Here is a 20,385-nt window from a genome sequence, read left to right on the forward strand (position 1 = left end):
GTTTACGCATTTTCTTGCCAAATAATTCTCCATGCCCTAAAACCGCCATTATACCCCCGAATCGAAACAAAGAACACTGCATGAATAACCTACCACCAGCGGACCTTTCATCCATCGCAGAGCTATTTAATATGCGGGCAGACTATGTCGCTTGCACACCATACGGCAGCGGCCATATCAACGACACCTACTGCGCCGAGTATGATCAAGCAGGACACCGGCTACGCTACATCCACCAGCGCATCAACAAGAGCATCTTTAAGAACCCCGAGGCGTTGATGGAAAACATACAACGCGTCACTGACCACAACCAGTCGACACTGATGCGCGAGGCAAATCCTGAGCGCCTTCGCCGCGGCCTAACACTTATTCCCGCACACACGGGCAAGCCCTACGCAATCGACGCCGATGGCGAGTACTGGCGAACCTACCTATTTATCGAAAGAGCGCGTACTTACGATAAAATCGAATCCATCGAGCAAGCCAAAGCAGCCGCAGCAGCCTTTGCCCAATTTCAAAAACTCGCCGCCTCACTCCAAGGAGAGCGACTGCACGAAACCATTCCCGATTTCCACCACACCCCCAAGCGGTATGAGGCACTACTCCTGGCGCTCGAACAGGACAAACACAATCGAGCGCACATGGTAAAAGCGGAAATCGATTTTCTACACGCACGACAGGACGACTTCGGAATGGTCGTAAAACAAATGTCCGCAGGCAACATACCTGAGCGCGTCACCCACAATGACACCAAACTGAACAATGTCATGATTGATGACTTTTCAGGAGAAGGCGTTTGCGTCATCGACTTGGACACCGTGATGCCAGGCTGCGTGCTTTATGACTTTAGCGACATGGTTCGAACCGCGACGAATTCTGCCCTAGAAGACGAAACCGACCTCAGCAAAGTCTCGATGCAAATGCCCATGTTTGAAGCGCTCTTGCAAGGCTATCTCGGCGTCGCAGCAGGCTTCCTCAACGACTACGAAAAGGAAGGCCTGGGTCAGAGCGCCAAGCTGATGGCGATGGAATGCGGAATTCGCTTCCTTACGGATTACTTACAAGGAGACACTTACTTCAAAATCAAGCACCCGGCACACAACCTTGACCGCTGCCGCACACAATTCGCACTCGTAGAATCGATCGAGCAACAACAGTCGGAAATCGACCGACTAATCCAGCGAACATTTATCGAATCTGAATTAAATTACTCGTAAAACATTAACTTCAAATAATTCGATCATGACACCTCCCACACTCCTCATTTTGGCTGCCGGCATGGGTAGCCGTTACGGCGGCCTGAAGCAACTTGATGTCATGGGCCCGATGGGCGAGACCATGCTCGACTTCGCGGTGCAAGACGCCATCAGCGCTGGCTTCGCTAAAATTGTCTTTGTCATACGTCGCGATTTCGAAGCCGACTTTCACGAACACATCAGCAGTCGCTACGATGCGCAAATTGACCTACAGTTCGCCTACCAGTCACTTGAAGATTTACCCACCGGCTTCACGCCTCCACCAGGTCGCTCGAAGCCTTGGGGCACCGCCCAGGCGATTTATGCCGCACGTAACGTAATCGCAGAGCCATTCGCGGTCATCAATGCCGATGATTTCTATGGTAAAGAATCCTACGAAATTCTCGCCACGCAACTTGCTACAGCAAAGGGATCAGATCTCGCTATTAGCATGGTTGGCTACCAGCTAATCAAAACGCTGTCTCCTCATGGCTCAGTGAATCGCGGCGTTTGCCAGATCCACGGAGATAAATTGAAATCAGTCGAAGAATACACCAATATTTCCTCCAATGCCGCAGGCGTGATCATCGGAAAAAACCTTCAGGGCACTCAAGAGGTGCTACGCTCCGAGACCATCGTCTCGATGAATTGCTGGGGATTCACACCCGCGATATTCTCTGCAATCCAATCGCACTTCATAGCATTCCTCAAGAAAAGCGGGAGTGAAATGAAATCCGAATGCTACATCCCCACTGTCGTAGATGAGTTGATCCGTAGCGGCGCTGCAGAGTGTCGAATCATGCAAACTAGCAGCCCATGGTTCGGCGTAACCTATCCAGAAGACAAAGCGCACGTAGTAGCGAGTTTGAAAGAACTATCAGAAAGTGGACAATATGCCTAAAAAAACATCATCCTCGCGACGTGTGCTCGTTACGGGCGGCGCTGGTTTTATTGGCTCCCATACAGTGGATCAACTTTTGGCTGAAAACGTCGATGTATTAGTCGTCGACAACCTTGCCACGGGAAGAATCGAGAATCTCGATGCAGCGTGCACCTCACCCAGCTTCCGGTTTGAACAAATCGATGTTACCCACAGTGGCACGCTTAGCCGTATCCTAGAAGCCTTTCAGCCACACGCAATCATTCACCTCGCAGCGCTCGTTAGCGTGCAAGAAAGCATCGAAAACCCAGCTTTAAATTTCAAACGAAATGTCTTGGCGACACAAACGATAATCGATGCTGCGCAACGCGGCATGGTGGAAAATATCGTCTTTGCATCCTCGGCAGCGATCTACGGCGACAACCCGGAACTGCCGCTTCAGGAAAGCGCAAAGAAGCAGCCACTCTCGCCCTACGGCGGAGCAAAACTTGCCAGCGAAGCCCTCCTGCTCGCGGCTGCAAACACCTATAAGTTAAAAGTCACCGCGAACCGCTACTTCAATGTCTACGGCCCACGCCAAGATCCAAAGTCACCGTATTCTGGCGTCATGTCGATCTTTCTCGATCGATTCGCCCAAGGCGTTGCGCCGATTGTATTTGGTGACGGCCAGCAAACACGTGACTTCATCAACGTTCAAGATGTCGCGCGCATGAATGTGCTCGCTACCAAATCCAACCAATCTGGTTTTAATGCAGTCAATGTCTGCACTGGCAAGTCCACCAGCCTACTAGACATCCTCGACGAGCTCCGTCTGCACTTTCCAGATGCGCCGGAGACTGTCTTTAAAGAAGCACGCACGGGCGACATAATTCACTCATTGGGTTGCCCCAATAGCGCGCGTGAACTACTGGACTTCACTGCTTCAATTTCCCTGCGTGAGGGACTGGCTCAGTATCTGCAAAGCACGACCAGATCTAGCGCTCTACTGCGGTAATTGACTCACGCTCGACAAAGAATGTGTTCACTGTGTGCATAAACTGAGGTGCCGCCGCCGCATTGCCATCGGATGCACTCATAACGCTTTCGAGCATCTGTATGGCGCTCGCAGCAATTTTGGAACGCGGGACTCCAATACTGGACAGCGGTGGAGAGGTTTGCGATGCTAGAGCAAGATCATCCATGCCAACAATGGAGAGTTGCTCAGGCACAGACACACCTAACTTAACGGCTCCTTGCAACGCGCCGATCGCAAGTAAATCCGTGCAACAAACGACCGCATCAATTTTCTTCTTTAATAATATGCCTACAGCGCGTTGCCCGTCTTCAATCGTCTTAGGACCATTTACAATGAGTGACTGATCAACTTTGATTCCAGATGCGACCAAAGCGGTTTGGTAAGCCTTAAGCTTGGTGTCGTCCGATAAGCCACGGATAAAACCGATACGACGATGCCCCAGGCGCACAAGGGTTTGAACAGCCTGCTCGATGCCGCTCTCGAAGTCCAAATGAATAAATCCGGTGGATAAATGATTCGACCAAACCTGATTCGCAATGACTATAGTAGGGCAGTCAGAGATGACTTTTCCCAAACCGTCCAAGCTACGCTCACTATCCGCTACAATGATCACGCCATCCAAGCCTTTTCCAGCAATGAGGTTGTTCAACTGCAAGTCAGGCTGCGATGGGCTCCTTAATACTAAGTGCAAGGAGATACCCCGCCCCGCACAAGCTTTGGCAATCTCCTGCGCGAGCTCCATGTTATAGTAATCAAAAATGATCTCCTCGCCAAACGTGTAGTAAAGCCCAATGACACCACTAAACTTGGATGATAAGCGACGCGCATTGATATTTGGCGCAAAGCCGTGCTTTCGCGCTTCCTCCAGGATTCGCTCCTGAGTTTTTTTACTGATGCGTCCACGCCCAGAAAAAGCGCGCGAAACAGTCGCGGTTGAAACACCTACAATCTCTGAAAATTCACGAATGTCCATCTACAATGCCGACCAGCTTGCTTTAGAATAAACCAAGCGTAACCATGATGGAGTGTGGGGGATGACCGTGACATGGTAAAGGACAAACGCTTACGCAAACAGGGCTAGGCCACGCGGACAAGCCGATGAGCGATGTCGACGATCCAGTCGTGGAATCACAAACGCCCAAGATGCCAACCGAATGCCATTTTAGCGCACTTCAATTTCCGTCAGCCATAGAATGTTCGGTCGAATCTCTGAGCCACGTCTCGCAGGCTGGAGAATCTCTAAACTTGCCAGCTTAGTCGGCTCAAAAACAACCGTCGTCACGTCAGTCGTTGCATCGTTCTGAAAACGTGTCAACTGACGGCGTTGCCCGTCAAGCATACACCCTTGTATAACTCCCTCCCTTGAGGTATAAGTAACGCCCCCCTCATGATTCCAAAAGAGCTTAACTTCGCTAATCTCGATGGGCTCCGGAAACTTAAAGCGCACCCAATGCGGAGAAGCAGATTCCTCTGACGCCCAGGCAGCTTCATTGAACGCCATGCTTGCAGTCGGTCGGGTGATGCCATCGCGCAGCGGTGAAGGTCCATAACCTGGAAAATCGCTGCTCGTTTCCACAATCACCGCTGTATCGCGCACCACGCTCACCTGCTGCCCGAGGAATTGCAGTTGCACCACGCCTTCGAACATCTCGAACCCCATTCCCGATACCTTCAGTTCAATAGCGCCAGACTCACGCCCCGCCGCAGGAACCGGGATGTAAACCGTTTGCTCATCTCCAGCATTTAATGGAAAAGCCTTCCGCCCTTCCCCAAAATCGCCACTCCAACGCACATCGACCAGACTAACCTTCTGGAGGAGGTTCGTCAGTCGCAATGGAACTTGCGCGACATCCTGAATAGAAATTACTTTGCTTTGTGGCAGGGCTACATCAACAGGATTCAAACGCTGCCAGGAAAGCGGTATTGCCAAGGTTTCCGCTATGCCTTCCTTCATGACAATAAAGCGTAGAAGAAACGTATCCTCGTCAAAATCCGCAGGAACAGTCAGCTCAACCTCACACGTTTCGCCTGCGCCCAAAGTGACATTAGGCATCTTCTCAATCGATGGCTCTTCGGACAACAAACTAATCTTCTCGAATTGCAACGCGGCACTGCCGACGTTAGCCATGTCGATGCGTATTTCCTGCGCCAAACCACGCAACGCGGGTTGTGGTAAATTAACCACGAGCCTCACGCCCAGGGCTTGCTGCTCCTGAATCGACTCCAGTTGACTAATTAACTGAGCGGCTTGTCCCTTGCCGTCATACCATCCGCGTAGAAAATCCATTTCATTCGAGATTTCACTGCTTGGAAAAATCATGAAAAAGCGCACCTGCTCAGGTTCTAGAAAAACAGGGATTTCACCCCGGCCACTTGCACCAACAGAAAGCCAGCCAGCATCGCCAGCTAAGGGGTTCAGCACAATCCAATCCTGTGCCTCACCAGCTAACGTCACTTGAATATGACCAGAGGTCGGAGCCTTTGACGTGTTGCGTACAGTTATGAATTTTGCCGCATCACGGGTGCCATAGTACTGCTCGATCTCAATGACATGACTAAACGATTGCGCCTCTCCCACAGGTTGCCAGCCAACATTCGCCAAGCGCCGAATCCAAGGCATGTAACGCTGAAACCAATGCCTGTCACGCTCATACCATGCTGCGTTTTCCCAATATGGATCATTGGCAGCGTCATGGCTAAATAAGCTTGGCTGAAATGCCCAATAAAGACTGTCCTCAAAATAGCGCCGCGCAAACTCCGGTCGAAGATGATCGTATTTGCCATTCATCAAAAAGCCCCAAGCTTTCTGGCCCGACATCGCTCGCCGGTAATTCAACTCGCGGTCTGCCATACGCTTATAATTCCCTTCATGAAACCAATGCGTTTCTTCACCTGGGATATCGATAAATGGCATAAAGAACGGAAAATTCCAGCAAGGAAAATTGCCCATTAGGTACTTCTCGGAAGCATTCATAAAACCACCTAACCCAGCAATAAATTCATAAGCAGCAATTGGCGTGGCGAGCCCTGGCGTCATGGCATCGGTCGTAAAAGTTGCCGGATAATTTGTAACTGCCATAGCCTCAGGATTGTAGTCCATGATAAACATTGCCGAAAGCGAATCTAGGTAGATGCCATCGATCTTCTCATGAGCAACCTGTTCCCGCATAAAATAGAACTCAGCCATTGCTCGATTAACCGGTGCGTCTGACGAGGTTGGTAACTCTGGATCGGTGCTAACCTCCATTCGTGCACCGGAATTCCAGGGCACATCCGAGAAAGTCATATTGATCCCGCCATCGGGCTCTCTTGCCGCACCCAATAAGCCCCCGGATGCAAATTCATTTGCCTTACCAAAGCCATCCACCGCAAGTCGCTCCATCATGGCGATGGCGTTCTCCGGTGTCCGCTCCATGCCTCCCGGCATTGGCAGCCAGTACAGCCACGGCTCCGTGTAAGCCAAGGTAAGCACACCATTATCATGGCAGAAGTCGACATCAGATCCAATTGCGCCACCCTTTTCGTAGTAAGCAAATCCAAAATCCTGCGGGCTCGGAATCTTTGAAATATCCGTGAAAGGCATCCAAAGCCCAACCTCATCAGGACGACGCTCAAAAAGAGATGTATTACGCTGATAAAACTCTGAAAGCGCGTGCCGAAATGCCAGCCCCTCAACTAACGAGCGACTTCGCAAAGAAGCGTGGAAAGCAGCCTGTCCGGGAAATTTTTTGGTCAATGGTGTAAGCGCTACATGGTAATCTATAGCAAGCTGCTCTCGATCCGTGTTGGCAGATATTTTAAAAACACAAGGCTCATTTAAGTCCGTTTCGAGCACTATAGCCTGCGAGCCATTATCAACCACACCAAATGGGTATTTGGAAACACTGCCATCCATCCCGTAGGGGCTGCTGCCAACATGCGCGTACTCGATATTCTCGCGATTAATCTCACGGGCAAATTGAACATCGTCATGCCATGTCCACCCCACAAGCTGGGCCTGCACTCCAATACTAAATCTAAGCAGTCGGACTCGCTCACTCTTAAGCCCCGCGTATAGGTCAAGGTCTCCGCGCTCAGATGATTGCGCAATCACGCGCCAGTCAACTCCGTCCGCACTTCCCTGCCACTCAATCATATCATCAGTTTTACGTACGCGAGCAGGCTGCAAGTCAAAGACCTCGCCGGACTTTGCATCACAAAGCTCAAACCGCAAATTAAGTGGCTCCGCAAACCCTGGAGCATCCCATGTGGGTTCAGACAGATCTACATCATACCAAGGCAAAGAGCCGAAGCGTTCGTTGAAGGTAATGCTCAACGAATCGGGAACAAAGGCGATGAGCTCCTCAACTAGATATTTTTTAGGCCCGACTTTTTGGTCGGGCCCATTATAAGAGTAATCACCCATGGTGTCTTTAGTAATTCGCTTGAACCCCTGCCCCGGATAACGCTCCAACACTTCCCATTGGCTGTTAGTCCTCTCCACACTGAAGTCCATCGATTCTCCGATTTCGATGTTATCAATAGAGTACACAACTCCATCAGGATTAACTTCGGGTGATAGCTGGTAGATTGGCGTCCAATTCCAGTCGTTGTCCACGCCCGAATGTTGGTAGAACGTCAGCCCTTCGATCATGTAGTCTGCACCATAAGGCGCTAAGCCCGTCGCAACATCCTCGTCATTATTAATTAGCACGCGCAGTCGTGAAGGCTCCACGCCTTCTCCTATTACTTTCACGGCCAGCCCACTTCTACCACTGCGGTAAAGACGACCAATCAAGCCATTATCCGCAGTAGGATTCGACGGCGTCAACTGCGAGTAATCGACTGATAATGCGTCAGTCTCAGGATAACGATCAACAACGCTCCAATCACTATCAACATTCTCTACATAAAAACGCATTACCTTGAACCTTGGCAACGCGTTCACCGAGTAAGTAAGCACCCCCTCGGAAACTTCATAAGGAACCACGCCCACCTGCTTCCACTCCCAACCAGTGGCAGTATCAGGATATGCGTAAAGCGTCGCACCTTCGATCATGTAATCAGCACCATATTCGCCAAACCCGCTACTGGAATCGCTATCGATATCAAACATCAAGCGTGTTTGTTGCACATCAGGAGCAGGCTCTTTTATCCCTACTTGCAAGGCACCGCTTTCCGCAAGCCCCACTTCTACGGAATCGATCGCAAATGCGGCTGACGTCATCAAAAAAAAGCCAGTAACCCCCTGTAGTGAAAACTTTAAGGTTCGATAAAAATCCAAAGAAGATACTACTGAAATCATAATGTAAAAGCAGGGGTTAAAGCTGTTTCAAATTTATTGCGTAAACATTTACGCAAACACTAAGAAAGTCAAGCTCTTTGGAACATTTTTCCAAGAAATACAGGAGCACAAATTGCGAACGAAACTGCCCATAGCATGGTAAAAGCTTCAATAAAAAGGCGGCGCGAGATGCCCCGCGCCGCCCAACTAATGGATCGTAATAATGGATAAATTACCCATGATAACATTAGAACGAGTACCGGAAGGACGCCCCACTGCTCGCGCCATCGGGATACCAATCGTATTCGCCCGAGACCCCGGTATAGAATTCGTTGTTACCGAAGCAGACGAAACTGATGGTGCCGGTTGGGCTACCAATCCAGCTCAACGGTAGATAAACCTCGCCCGTAGTTCCGCTCCAGATTCGGCCTACCTGAAAACCACCGGCAGCAGGAGCCGAGACCCAACTCCAGTCAAGGCCAGTGCCATTGTATTGGTAGACGTTTACGCCTTCGATCAAGTAATCTGCTCCAATCGGGAAGTTCGTGATACCAGCGAATGAGCCTTGGAAACCTGTCGCAGGGTTGTCATCAGTATCAATAAAGATCTGGAAACCCCAGCTCACGTAGATATTGGTATCATTCGTGTAGGCGAAGTAAAGTGTGCCCGTATCCGTGGCGTGCGCCACCTGAATTTGACGCCAGTTCGCTTGATTACCCGCACCGGAAATATGACTCGAATCACTAACGCCAACAACGTCATCAGGGTCACCAAGGTAGCTGCTTAGCGACCCCCATTCCGTGAGTAAGCCATCGAGCGTGATAGCGCTACTCAAGATCGGATTACTAAGTGCGGCAGAAGCGTAATAGTTCAACCCCGTATCTTCGGTATTCTGATTTCCGAAAGCATCCTTGGCCACGACCTTAAAGTTGTAGTTCTTATTAGCGGTCAGCCCCGTGATGGTGTATTCATTTGCAGAGCTGTTTGCCGGATCATGCCCCCAAGCCGGATTTGTGTCGAACGCGACATCCGAATAAGTAGTCGAAGTGCCGGCGTCGATATCGGTCACAATGATATCGTACGTAATCGGATAGGACTGATCGATAGCGACATCCCAACGAACGATTGCTTCAGACACCGAGCTGCCCTCTCCCACTTCCTGCACACCAACGCGAAACGATGTTGAAGCAGTGTTGTAGAGCACGTTACCCGTGGTGTCCCAAGTCGGTGCATTGTTGTCATTCGACGAGTCCGGCAGCAAGTTGGCAAAGTCAGTGTCAACTGTGATCAGGAGGCCATCCTCGCAAAGGTAACCAATGTAGCCAAACTCCCGGATGTCCGTGTTGAATGCATCGGTTACAATTCCAGTACGACCGGATTCGTACTCCAAACTAAACATGGTGAAGCCGTCGTCACGGTTTGCTTCGGCAAATACCTTGGGCGCCACATTGTAGCGATTCTCATTGTAGTATTCAGAAATCCCACCAGGGCCATCTGTAACTGGATCACTGTCGTAGCGGAAGCTCTCAAAAAGAAAAGCATTGATGTATGGACGGATCGAGTAGTCAATCGGATACTGACTCGTGAGAGGGCTCTGCAAGCCGGCAGTGAAGTAGAATGCGCCACGATTAGCGAATACAACTTTGCTGGTATAGTTATCGCTAATGTATTTCACCGTATCCCTCATTTCATCCACAGTCCAGGGGTACCACCCAGGCGCGTCATAAGGTCCGGCAGTATCCAGAGTATCGAGAAAAAAACCATCACAACCGAAGTTAGTCGTGCGATCACGCAAGTTCGCCGTATCCCATGCACCAGCAATCTGAGCAAGACCTGCTGTTAACGAGCGACCAGTCACCCCTGTACCTCCGATGCGCATATTATCGAGCACCCATCGCCAGTTAGTATCCGGATTCACCATGTAACCCAGGAAGATTGGGTTATAATCCGGATTGCCGTCAGGCGTGAGACGGGCAGTCGTCGTAACGGATATTGCACGCCCCGTGGAATCGTAGGTAACCGTCTGGGAGTCCACATCAACGTAAAAGCTTTGTAGGGTATTACCGGGAGTTGGAATCAGGTCCCCAGTGGCCGAGTCGTACTTGACCATGCCAGTGCCACCCCCCAGTGGATCCTCAATTGCATCATTGATAAAGTCCTCGCCGATACTGATGTAGCCGATAACATAATCTACGCCGTTGTCTTTCAGATACTTAACGACTTCCGGCGTGCAGTGCGGTTGACCTGGGTTAATAACAACAACATCAAACGACGCAAGGCTGCTCATAATCGTGCTATCCAGCACCCATGTGCTGGGATCGCCAGTATTGGATGAGTAGTAGTCATCACCGTAATAGATGATAAACTTTGAGTCGGACGTGACACCCGTCATCGGGCCACGGGCTTCGGCGGGCGAAGATAGGGTAATCGCGGCAGTAAAAAGTGCGATCATGCCTACAGATACTTTATTCATAGTGCTATTGGTGTTGAATTGGATATACGATAAGCCGCTCAACGGACACTTCCCTCTAGTAGTATTTAGAAGAAAACAAATATTTGCGTAAACGGTTACGCCCACAACCGCAAGAAAAATATTCTTTAGTCGCTACAGAGAGTTGCAGGACAAATAGATATAAAGGGGATGAAGCACATTGCTCCATCCCCAGAAACACAAAAATTGTGGCTATTACAGTTAGCGATAGATCACATCATACATAAGCTCCCACCAAAAGCTTGGGAGTTGGTCGAAAGGATTCCCCGCAAAGGTTTCATCCGTTATATAGACGTATCGAGTATTGCGACTACGTGCGATATCGGAAATCTCATTGACGTAATACTCTGACGGCGTTGCGACCATTGAATGTACAATCATAGCAAAGCAATCCTCAGAAAATACCCAACGCCAACTTGGCACGGAGTCCGAGTAGTAATCCCACGAATAACCTTCGTAAGTCACCAGCACATCGACTACCGACCACCAAAGGTAGAGATCGGTGGCGTCGTTACCAGCATTGCCCATCACCAGGAACCCCGGATAGTTGTTTTTAATGTAGTGATAGATCTCACTATAGTATTGAAGAGTCGACAAAGCGCCGTCACCCAAGGTTTCATCAAGGAAAATGCCGTCAATATCATACCAAGCAACATATTGATCAATGTCAGCTTTCACTTGGGCGATTGCTCTAGCGCCGTAAGTTGTAGGGACATAGCCGATCACCAAACCACCCTTTAACCTTAGATTATCAACTGCATTCTCATAGTTAACATCGTAGGAAAGCCCAGGCCCGCTCGCCGGGTTCATCACGGTGATAATATCAGCCCCAGCATCTAAACCAACGCCAATCATATCCCAATCACTCCCCGAAGGGGTAGGATAAAAATACGCCGGTACAACAACTGACAACGGTCCTGCCTGAAGGAAATTAGCTGCGACTATCCCTAGAAAGACAAGTGACATTTTGAGATTATAAATCATGATAGATATTAGTTATTAGTTCGTAAGCGCCGCGAATCAGGTAACTCTCGGCGGTTCAAGATGGGGTTACCAAAAGTAGTCAAGGAGAACCCAACCACTGCAATGCACGTGCTTCGGTAATTACAAAAACGAACGTGTTACCCAAACCGTGCGCCGTGAGCTAAACAAAATGCGTAACCGTTTACAATAGTTTTCTGCGCTATTCCATCACTCTACGTTTAGAGAGTTCACCCTCGCCATTCATCCAGATATAAAGCAAGCAGGAGCGTGCAGTGGGCTCTTGGCTCCTCTTCATAGATTGGGGACAAGGAATACAATATAGCCCAATGGCCGACGCGATGCGTCGTGAGATACGCAGTATCTCGTTTCCAAAGCTTTGCTTTGGTGGCAGGCCCGCAGGGACTCGAACCCCGACAGAAGGAACCAGAATCCTTAGTGCTACCATTACACCACGGGCCTAGCAAAGCGTGAGAAGATCACGACTTCTCAACCACGCGTCAAGCGAATTTCTGTAACCAAATCGCCACCCATTCCTCTTGATAGTAACAGATTTTTGGCGTTTACTAAAAACCATGCCTAAGCCACTCGACACATCGGCGCCACATTTGTGGCTGATCAACAGGAAGGCCTACCGGGCCATCGAGAAAGTCGACCGCCAAAGCATCAAGGACCAGGGGTTTGATGTGTTCAGTGACTTTGCCGTACTCGAAGTGCTGCTCCACAAAGGCCCCCAGCCGGTCAACACCATAGGCCGCCGCGTGATGCTGACCAGCGGCTCCATCACCGCCGCCGTGGACCGCGCCGAGAAAAAAGGCTACGTCGAGCGCCACCCCTCCCCAACCGACCGCCGCGTCGTCGAAGTACACTTAACGCCGAGCGGCAAAGAGCACATCACCAGCGCCTACGAAAAGCACGCCGCCGCTCTGGAAGGCATCTTCAGCGGGCTCAACGAAGATGAACGCACGCAGTTTTACCACCTGATCAAAAAAGTCGGCAAACGCGCCGCCGAGCTGGCCGGAGATTAAGCCAGTCTACAGCTGATTGCGAGGATGGTGCTTGTCGTGAGCCGCCGCCAAAGAGGAACCTTTCACGAAAGTATAGATCTGCGTCGTGGCAATATCCGAGTGGCCAAGCATTTCCTGAATCGCACGCAAATCCGCCCCGCCCTCCAGCAGGTGCGTCGCAAAGGAATGCCGCAGCAAGTGAGGCTTCACCGGGGCGTCAATGCCCGCCAGCTTGGCCGTTTTCTTAATCATCACCCAAAAGGTTTTGCGCGAAAGCGCCCGCCCCCACTGGCTCAAGAAAAGCTCGCTGCCGGTGCGCGGCTTGACCAGCTTCGGGCGCCCGACATCCAAATAACGCTCCAGCGCCGCAACGGCCTGCGACCCCAGCGGCACCACGCGCTCCTTCGATCCCTTGCCATAGACGCGCAGCAGGCCCGACTCCAGATCCACGGCTTGCAGCGTCAGCCCACACAGCTCACTCACGCGCAAGCCGCTGGAATACATCATCTCGAGCATCGCGCGATCACGCAGGCCTTGCGGCGTCGTTTCGTCGGGCGCCGTGAGGAGCTTATCCACCTCCTCTGGCGACAACGCGCCGGGCAGTTTACGCGAAATCCGCGGCCCGCGCACGAGCTCAGAAAAAACATCTTCGCGCCAGCGCTCGGCGACCAAATGTTTGGCCAACCCGCGCACCGCCGTAAGCTTCCGCGAGAGGCTGGATACCGCATAATCCTCGTCGCTCAGCGAGCCAATCCACTCGGCCAAATGATCCCCCTGCACCGCGCACCAGTCAGGCACTTTTCTGGCGGTCAAAAACGCAATAAACTGCCGCAAATCGCCCTCGTAGCCTTCGAGCGTGTAATCCGCCAAGCCCTTCTCCAATTGCTGCGTCGCCAAAAAACTCTGGAGCTGCTCTTCAAAGACTTGGGTGTTCGACATAGGCCCAACATGTCAGCTCACTGCCGGTTGACAATTACGTTCCCGACCTTGGCTAAAAAAACAGGACGCGCTTTCGCCATGAAACAAATCCCCAAAATCGTAGTCATAATCAAATACGATGAAACATACCTACGCCCTCCTCGCTGTTCTCCTGGCCTCCACACCCTTAACTTCGGTATTTGCCGACGAAGTCCCCGTCGAGAAAACGACGTTCGAGCAAAACATCCTCAAAGACTTGGTGAAGCCCGAAGGCGACAAGCTCGCCAAAACCGACGTCACGCCCAAGGATTACTACGCGATTTATTACTCGGCTCACTGGTGCGGCCCCTGCCGTAAATTTACGCCTCAGCTCGTTGATTTTTACAACGAAAACACTCCCAAGCATGACAATTTCGAAGTCATCTTCGTCAGCAGTGATAAGTCCGCGCAGAAGATGCAGGCCTACATCGATGAAGCGCACATGCCTTGGCCCGCCCTCGAATACGGCAAGAAAAAGGAATTCAAAGGCTACACCAAACACGGCATCAAGTGGATCCCCAGCCTGGTCATCGTCGACCGCGAAGGCAACGTCCTGGCTACGAGCATCGTCGACGGCGAATACATTCACCCGTCCAAGGTCATGGCCAACTTCCAGCAAATCCTTGACGAGCAGGACAGCTGACACGCTGGCGTAACACTCTTTGTAACAATAAATAACTTTACGAAACATACCCCCAGCTTACGCTGGTTTGGTGAGAAACTATTTGATATTAGTTACAATCGTCGCCTTGGGCAGCCTCGCCGCGCAGACTCATCTGCACGCAGCTGACTCGGACAATGATGGCTTCACCGACGGCATCGAGCTGCGCCACAACGCCGACCCATACGATCCGCAGAGCTATCCAAAATCTGGTCAGCTTCATGCCTGGCCCAACGTCACACTACCGCAAATCGACGTAGCACTGATCAGCGTCGACGCAGATACTGGGCAAATCGCCGGCCTCGGTATCAACGGCGAAGTCATCCAACTTGACGCCAATGGTCAGTTCGTCGACACCTCCGGCCTCCCCGAGTTGGTGGAAATCGAACTCGGCAACGACTTTGCCGTGGGCTTGGACGCGGCGGGCGGAATCCACGCCTGGGGCAGCCAAACTTCGCTCATCAATGCAACGCCTACGGGCACAGGCTACACCGAGCTTTCCACCAATACTAGTTGCGCTGTGGCGCTGCACGAAGATGGCTCCGTTGTCTCATGGGGCGCAGCCGCCCAAGCACTGCCCGCAGAGCTTGAGGGCGTCACCTTCAAAGCCATTTCCGCGGGCTTTTACTTCGTGGCTGGCCTCACCACCGAAGGCGAAGTCAAAGTTTGGGGCCTCAGAAGCGGTGGCGATTTGACGCCCCCCGACGACTTGCCCGCACTGGTCGAAATCAGCGCCGGGTTTTCCCACATCATCGCTCGGCATGCCGATGGCTCGATCACGACCTGGGGCAGCAACTCAGCCAATCAATTAGACGCTCCATCCTTAGGCAAGGTGCTCCAGGTCGACGCCAAGCTCAACCTCTCCGCCGCATTGAATGCCACCAATGAAATCATCAGCTGGCCGACGGATTACATCGCGGACATGCCAACCTTCACGGAGGAAATCATCGATTTTTCGCTGGGCTCCAACGTTATCTGCGCCATCGAGCACACTGGGCCACTGGTCATCACAACGCCTTTCGACAGCCTCAGCCCCAAATTGGGAAAACCGTTCACTTTATATGTCAACGCCGAGCGCTACGACAGCGTTGCTTGGTATAAAAACGACGAGTTACTCGTGGGCGAAACAAGCTTGGAATACACCGACTCAGCCTTCGAAGGCAACGATAGCGGAGTCTATAAAATAGTCATCACTTTGGGCGAATACACCGTGAGCCAAGAATTTCAAGTCAGGGGAGCAGACGCGCCCAAGATCTTGCTCAACGGGCAAGACGTCAGCCACAAATCCGCTTCACCAGGCACGATCTCGCTGTCGACCACCATCGCCGATGGCCTGATGTTTTACACCACTGACGGCACTGCCCCCAACCCGGCCAAGAACTACTACGCCACCCCGTTTGAAGTGACGTCCGATGCACTCATCCGCGCACGTGTCTACACAGCCGACTTCTCCACCTACCTCGAAAGCGAGCCCTTTGAAGTCGATATCGTATCCGTTCACACCATTCGATATAACGGCTACGCCGGCGGCTCAATGAGCGTCTCACCGCAGCAAAGTCAGTATCTCTATGGCGACGTAGTCAGCATCACCGCCAACCCTCCAACGGGATGGAGCTTTCTGAGGTGGACTGGCTCCCTGGCTGGCTACCCACAAACCGCAGAGTTAAGCGTGACTGAAAATATCTACGCAAATCCGGTTTACGGCGCCGATGTCGGCGTAACCATCCTGCCCGGCGGCAGCGTTACCCGCTCGCAGGAAAATCCCGTAGAATACAATTCTACCTTAACCCTCACCGCGATTCCAGACTACGGCTACCGCTTCATTCGCTGGGATAAAAACAGCTCTGCCTACAGCGCATCCCCCACGATCTCAATGGTCATCAACTCCACTGGCGAGAGCTACCGCGCGGTGTTCATCCAACTGCCGGAGGTCCTCAGCACCGTCGAAGTCGCAGAGTCCCCCTATGGCTCGATCAGCGGTGCCGGCGACTACGAAGAGGAGCAGCTGGCCACCATTCAGGCCACGCCCATTCCTGGCTATGTCTTTGTGGATTGGCAGGGTGATTTTGCTGGCCAGCCCAACCCCTTCACCTTTGAACCCAGCGGCTTGGTCGAAATTGCCGCAACCTTTGCTCAGGACACCCGCGACCCCGACGGCGACACCTTAACCAACTACGAGGAAATCATCCTCTACGGCACCCTGCCCGATAACATCGACAGCGACAATGACACCATTCGCGACGACTACGAAGTCGCGCTCTCAGACTACCTGGACCCCAACCGTCAAGACACCGCGCTCCTCCAGTTTATCAAAGATTTTGCCCCCGCGCTGAACCTCATCCCAAAAGAAAATCTGATTGAAGTCCGCGGCAATCTCCAGCCCTACCAGGATCAATTTGCCGACTCCTTTGGCCTCGAATTCTGGCTCAGCGAATCAACCGATTTAAAGACGTGGACCCAGGCGCCACTCGAACGACTGACCTACCAGCTAAAGTCCGACGGCACGCTCATCATCTACCTGGACAGCGACTTGGGCCAACAATTTGTGCGCCTGCATGGCGACGCCCACCCAGAATAACCAACGCTTCACCGTGATCGCCGCCGCGATGGAACCAAGCAGCCGCGAGAGAGTCATAATAAAGCAAACCAATTCCAATCAGATTTGCCATGAACTCTCTCACCACGCTCTGCGCTTCACTGGCCCTCATCGGCACAACCGCGTTCGCCACGCCTGAAGGCCATTGGCTCGATCTCCAGCTCGAACAAATGGCGTTGGAAACCCAATACCGCGAGCAGCATGAGAAGATGCAAGCCTGTCGCCTTGAGCTGGCCGCAGTTCATCAGCAACTGGACAAACCCGACTTTCAAGCCTACGCCGAACACGCGTCGGAACGCCTGTTGGAGCTGCGCTTGAGCGAAGTCGATCAGCTACAGAAATACCGCGTCAGCCACCCGGATCTGCAACTCACCCAGCGTCAGATTCGCTTTTTGGAGAGCATTCCCGGCACCCACTTGGACCCGCAGGCCATGCAATCCAAACTACTTGAGCTACAGGCGAAAAAAGCAGCGCTCGAAGTCCGCTACCGCGACCAGCATCCGGCGTTGCTCAGTCACCAAGCCAAGATAGATTACCTGCAAACCAAACTCGACCAACAGCGGTCCACGCAACTATAGACACCACTAATACTTCTCGGTAATCGCTTTGAGGCGGTCCCACTCTTCGATGTAGCGCTTCAGGTGTTCGCGGCCGCCTTCGATTTCCTTCTCGAGGAGCTCGCGGACCAGTTGTTGCTCGCACTCGTATTCCTTGGTGTCCAGGAGGCCGGAGAAATGCGCCATGCGCGCCCAGAGCAAATGCGTCGTGAAGGCGTCGAACTCGTTGTAATCGAGCACCTGCTTGACCTTGCCCAGCTCGATCAGCGCCCAGACGTTGTCGCCGGACACATCCACCTTGCCGGGGATGCCGCAGATCGTCGCCGCCTCGTGGAGGCGCGGCGTATTCTGCCCGCGCGCGAGCAGGTATTGTAGGTCGACATGGTAGTCGCTCGACGTCGAAAAATAATCCGCGCCCTCCCAGGGCTTATCGGGACGGTCACCAAAGCCAAAGCCCGGCAGCCCGTTGACCACCGCTCGCTGCGCCAGGATCGGCACGTCGGCGTTCTGCGAATTAAAGCCCACCAGCTGCGGCTTGCTGCGGCCAATGCCTTTAATGAACGCTTCCAGCAACACGCGCTCTTCGCACTTCTCGGGGTCAAAGGGATCACTGGGCAGCGAGACGAGCTTGAGCGTCGGCAAGCCATCCTTGTCCACTTCACGGAAAATGCCGGCAATGGTCACAATGCGGCACAGCATAGTCTTCACCCACGGGCGCGGCTTGTCCTCGGTGGCGCCGGCTTCTTTCCACATGCGGCGATAGGCGTCGGGCAGGCTGATCGGCGGGTTATGCGGCACGCCATAAAGCGCCTCGGCCGCCATCGGATCAGGCGTCCATTCGATGTCAAAAGAGAGTATGCGGGGCTGGATGGTCTTAATCACTTTTCCTAGCAAACGGCGGACAGGCCGTGCTTGGCAAATCATTTTACGTGGGAGCCCCCTCCGTTTCCGCATGCGGAAACACCTCCCCTTAGCAAGGGGAGAATTCTACCAAACCTTCGCGATGATATTTTTGAGTCATTTAGTGGTTGATTTGATGAATTGAGGCAGGCTCATGCTGGGCGATGAAACATCGCGAAGCGGTCAAAGTTGTAGGTGAGGTTGGTGAGCGCGGTATCAAATCGACATCGTTGTTTACCGATGCGCCTGAAGCGGTCCCCGGAAACCTCACCGAGCTCATGACCGCTTTCAAAAACGCCCCGCCATTCGGAGCTCGGCCAATAATCCGTTCCCGCGCTCCCCTGCTCCACGATCGGCGGCAAGAGTTCGTGGAAAAGCTTTTCGTAATCCCGCTTCAGCTTGGGACGGTCGCCGAAGAATTTTTGATTGAGCTGCGGCAGCTCATTGTTGCCACACCACAAAGCCAGACATGCGCGATCACGCAGGCGGGCGACCTGCTGTATAGCCTCAACCTTCACGCTCTTTAGGAAGCTGCGGTCCGCTGGCACGAGGATGCACGAAAACATGAAATCCTGCCAAACCATCAGCCCTAGCTCATCGAAGAGATCATAGAAGTCTTCGCTCTCATAGATGCCGCCGCCCCACACGCGAACGCAGTTCATATTAGCCTGCACAGCGGCGTTCAGATCCCGCTCATAGTCGCTACGAGTCAAGCGCGCCACAAAGCAATCGGCAGGAATCCAATTCCCGCCCTTGGCAAAAACGGGGCGGCCATTGACCACAAACTGAAACGACTCGCCCCACTCATCCTTGGACCGGTCAAGCTTCAACGTGCGCAAACCGATTCGCTTCTGCGCTCGCCCGATCACATGATCGTCGCGATCCAAAGCAATGAGCTTAACCGCATACAGTGGCTGCTCCCCCTGCCCTGCCGGCCACCAAAGCTGTGGATTCTTGACCATCAATTCCAATGGCTCTTTGGCTGAACCCTCAGCGGAAGCAACGGTTTCATCTTCAAGGCGTAGCTCGACTTGATAGCAAAGCCCGGCTTTGCGACCAATGAATTTTGGCGTAACTGCGACACGGACACTGCCACTATCTTCATGCTGTTGGTCGACCTCGAATCCCTCCAGACGAACGCGACTCCAGGCCTCTAGGCGAATGTCTCGCCATATCCCCGCCGTAACCAAACGCGGGCCCCAATCCCAACCAAACTGACACGGCTGCTTCCGAATCCGCACCGAGTTCCCAATCGGATCCAAGTGATCAACGGGCGGCACGAAATTCGTGCGATTGTTGCGTATGCAATCCAGCGCACTGGCAAAGCCTATGCGGACAGTGTTCACGCCTTCCTTCAGCTGCTTTTTGATATCCCAGCGATAGGCAATGTACATGTTGTCCGTTTGGGCGATTTCATGACCATTCACCCACACAGTCGCCAATCCCCCAACCGCTAGGCAAACCTGTAGGAATAAAATTGGAAAATATGAAAGTACGGAGCGCACTACTGAATACATAATTACAGGTAAAGCAGCTCAGATGGATCCGCAACGACGCCAACAAGAGAACTCAGTTTCTCGCCCTACCAATGCCAAAGGGGAGCATTGAGGCGAGCGGGACAACAGGGGCAGAATGATGAAGGGAGTAAACAAACGCTTCTTTTACTAAATAGTTATATTCTCTATCCTTTTTGTAAAGGACTATTTTATGAACTGCGATAAGCAGCGTCAAAATCGTCAATTTTTAGCATAATTATAGCAATTATAGAGGCATACTCCACTTAAGATGAAGAGAATTTTAGCATGGACAACTGGTAAAATGGATTCAAACCTGAGCACATTT

At 52.2% G+C, this 20,385-nt stretch carries 14 protein-coding genes and 1 tRNA gene; 7 read left to right on the forward strand and 8 right to left on the reverse strand.

All coding sequences use genetic code 11. The features are described 5' to 3' along the window. Positions 1–80: 80 nt before the first annotated feature. From RBB62_RS13375 to RBB62_RS13385, 3 genes are read left to right on the forward strand one after another with little or no spacing between them, the layout of a single operon-like run. Positions 81–1,217 carry a phosphotransferase enzyme family protein gene (locus RBB62_RS13375; protein WP_309399431.1) on the forward strand — a complete coding sequence of 379 codons (1,137 nt, stop codon included), beginning with the start codon at positions 81–83 and terminating at the stop codon, positions 1,215–1,217. 25 nt (positions 1,218–1,242) lie between these two features. Then, entirely contained in the window at positions 1,243–2,136 is an 894-nt protein-coding gene (locus RBB62_RS13380) for a nucleotidyltransferase family protein (RefSeq protein ID WP_309399432.1), read from the forward strand. Continuing rightward, entirely contained in the window at positions 2,129–3,109 is a 981-nt protein-coding gene (locus RBB62_RS13385; RefSeq protein WP_309399433.1) for an NAD-dependent epimerase/dehydratase family protein, read from the forward strand. The genes RBB62_RS13380 and RBB62_RS13385 overlap by 8 nt, the downstream gene beginning before the upstream one ends. Here RBB62_RS13385 and RBB62_RS13390 read toward each other — a convergent pair. From RBB62_RS13390 to RBB62_RS13410, 5 genes are all read right to left on the reverse strand, one after another. Further along, positions 3,090–4,103, reverse strand: a complete 1,014-nt coding sequence (locus RBB62_RS13390; RefSeq protein ID WP_309399434.1) for a LacI family DNA-binding transcriptional regulator — start codon at positions 4,101–4,103, stop codon at positions 3,090–3,092. The genes RBB62_RS13385 and RBB62_RS13390 overlap by 20 nt on opposite strands. A gap of 189 nt (positions 4,104–4,292) precedes the next feature. Beyond that, positions 4,293–8,414 (reverse strand): hypothetical protein, encoded by a 4,122-nt coding sequence (locus tag RBB62_RS13395; protein WP_309399436.1) that lies wholly within the window; start codon positions 8,412–8,414, stop codon positions 4,293–4,295. Positions 8,415–8,640: 226 nt separating this feature from the next. Further along, positions 8,641–10,866, reverse strand: a complete 2,226-nt coding sequence (locus tag RBB62_RS13400; RefSeq protein WP_309399437.1) for a fibronectin type III domain-containing protein — start codon at positions 10,864–10,866, stop codon at positions 8,641–8,643. Positions 10,867–11,085: 219 nt separating this feature from the next. After that, complete coding sequence (locus RBB62_RS13405) at positions 11,086–11,868, reverse strand: spherulation-specific family 4 protein (protein WP_309399438.1); 783 nt, start codon at positions 11,866–11,868, stop codon at positions 11,086–11,088. 385 nt (positions 11,869–12,253) lie between these two features. Further along, positions 12,254–12,327 (reverse strand) — tRNA-Gln (locus tag RBB62_RS13410). Positions 12,328–12,440: 113 nt separating this feature from the next. On the opposite strand from RBB62_RS13410, the gene RBB62_RS13415 reads away from it, so the two are divergent. Next, on the forward strand, positions 12,441–12,893 hold the full coding sequence (locus tag RBB62_RS13415) for a MarR family winged helix-turn-helix transcriptional regulator (protein ID WP_309399439.1): 453 nt from the start codon (positions 12,441–12,443) through the stop codon (positions 12,891–12,893). 6 nt (positions 12,894–12,899) lie between these two features. Here RBB62_RS13415 and xerD read toward each other — a convergent pair whose 3' ends face one another. Beyond that, positions 12,900–13,811, reverse strand: coding sequence for a site-specific tyrosine recombinase XerD (xerD, locus tag RBB62_RS13420; protein WP_309399440.1), 912 nt, complete (start codon positions 13,809–13,811; stop codon positions 12,900–12,902). 118 nt (positions 13,812–13,929) lie between these two features. Between xerD and RBB62_RS13425 the strand changes: the two genes are divergently transcribed. From RBB62_RS13425 to RBB62_RS13435, 3 genes are all read left to right on the forward strand, one after another. Beyond that, entirely contained in the window at positions 13,930–14,472 is a 543-nt protein-coding gene (locus RBB62_RS13425) for a thioredoxin-like domain-containing protein (RefSeq protein ID WP_309399441.1), read from the forward strand. Positions 14,473–14,554: 82 nt separating this feature from the next. Next, positions 14,555–17,068 (forward strand): InlB B-repeat-containing protein, encoded by a 2,514-nt coding sequence (locus tag RBB62_RS13430; protein ID WP_309399442.1) that lies wholly within the window; start codon positions 14,555–14,557, stop codon positions 17,066–17,068. 89 nt (positions 17,069–17,157) lie between these two features. Beyond that, on the forward strand, positions 17,158–17,664 hold the full coding sequence (locus tag RBB62_RS13435; protein ID WP_309399443.1) for a hypothetical protein: 507 nt from the start codon (positions 17,158–17,160) through the stop codon (positions 17,662–17,664). A 6-nt stretch (positions 17,665–17,670) separates the two neighbouring features. Here RBB62_RS13435 and RBB62_RS13440 read toward each other — a convergent pair whose 3' ends face one another. Beyond that, a complete protein-coding gene (locus RBB62_RS13440; protein ID WP_309399444.1) occupies positions 17,671–18,525 on the reverse strand; it encodes a hypothetical protein in 855 nt (284 codons plus the stop codon). Positions 18,526–18,695: 170 nt separating this feature from the next. After that, entirely contained in the window at positions 18,696–20,060 is a 1,365-nt protein-coding gene (locus RBB62_RS13445) for a glycoside hydrolase family 2 protein (RefSeq protein ID WP_425499896.1), read from the reverse strand. Positions 20,061–20,385 lie beyond the last annotated feature (325 nt).

The organism is Cerasicoccus maritimus (assembly GCA_031296935.1).
Classification (GTDB): Bacteria; Verrucomicrobiota; Verrucomicrobiia; order Opitutales; family Cerasicoccaceae; genus Cerasicoccus; species Cerasicoccus maritimus.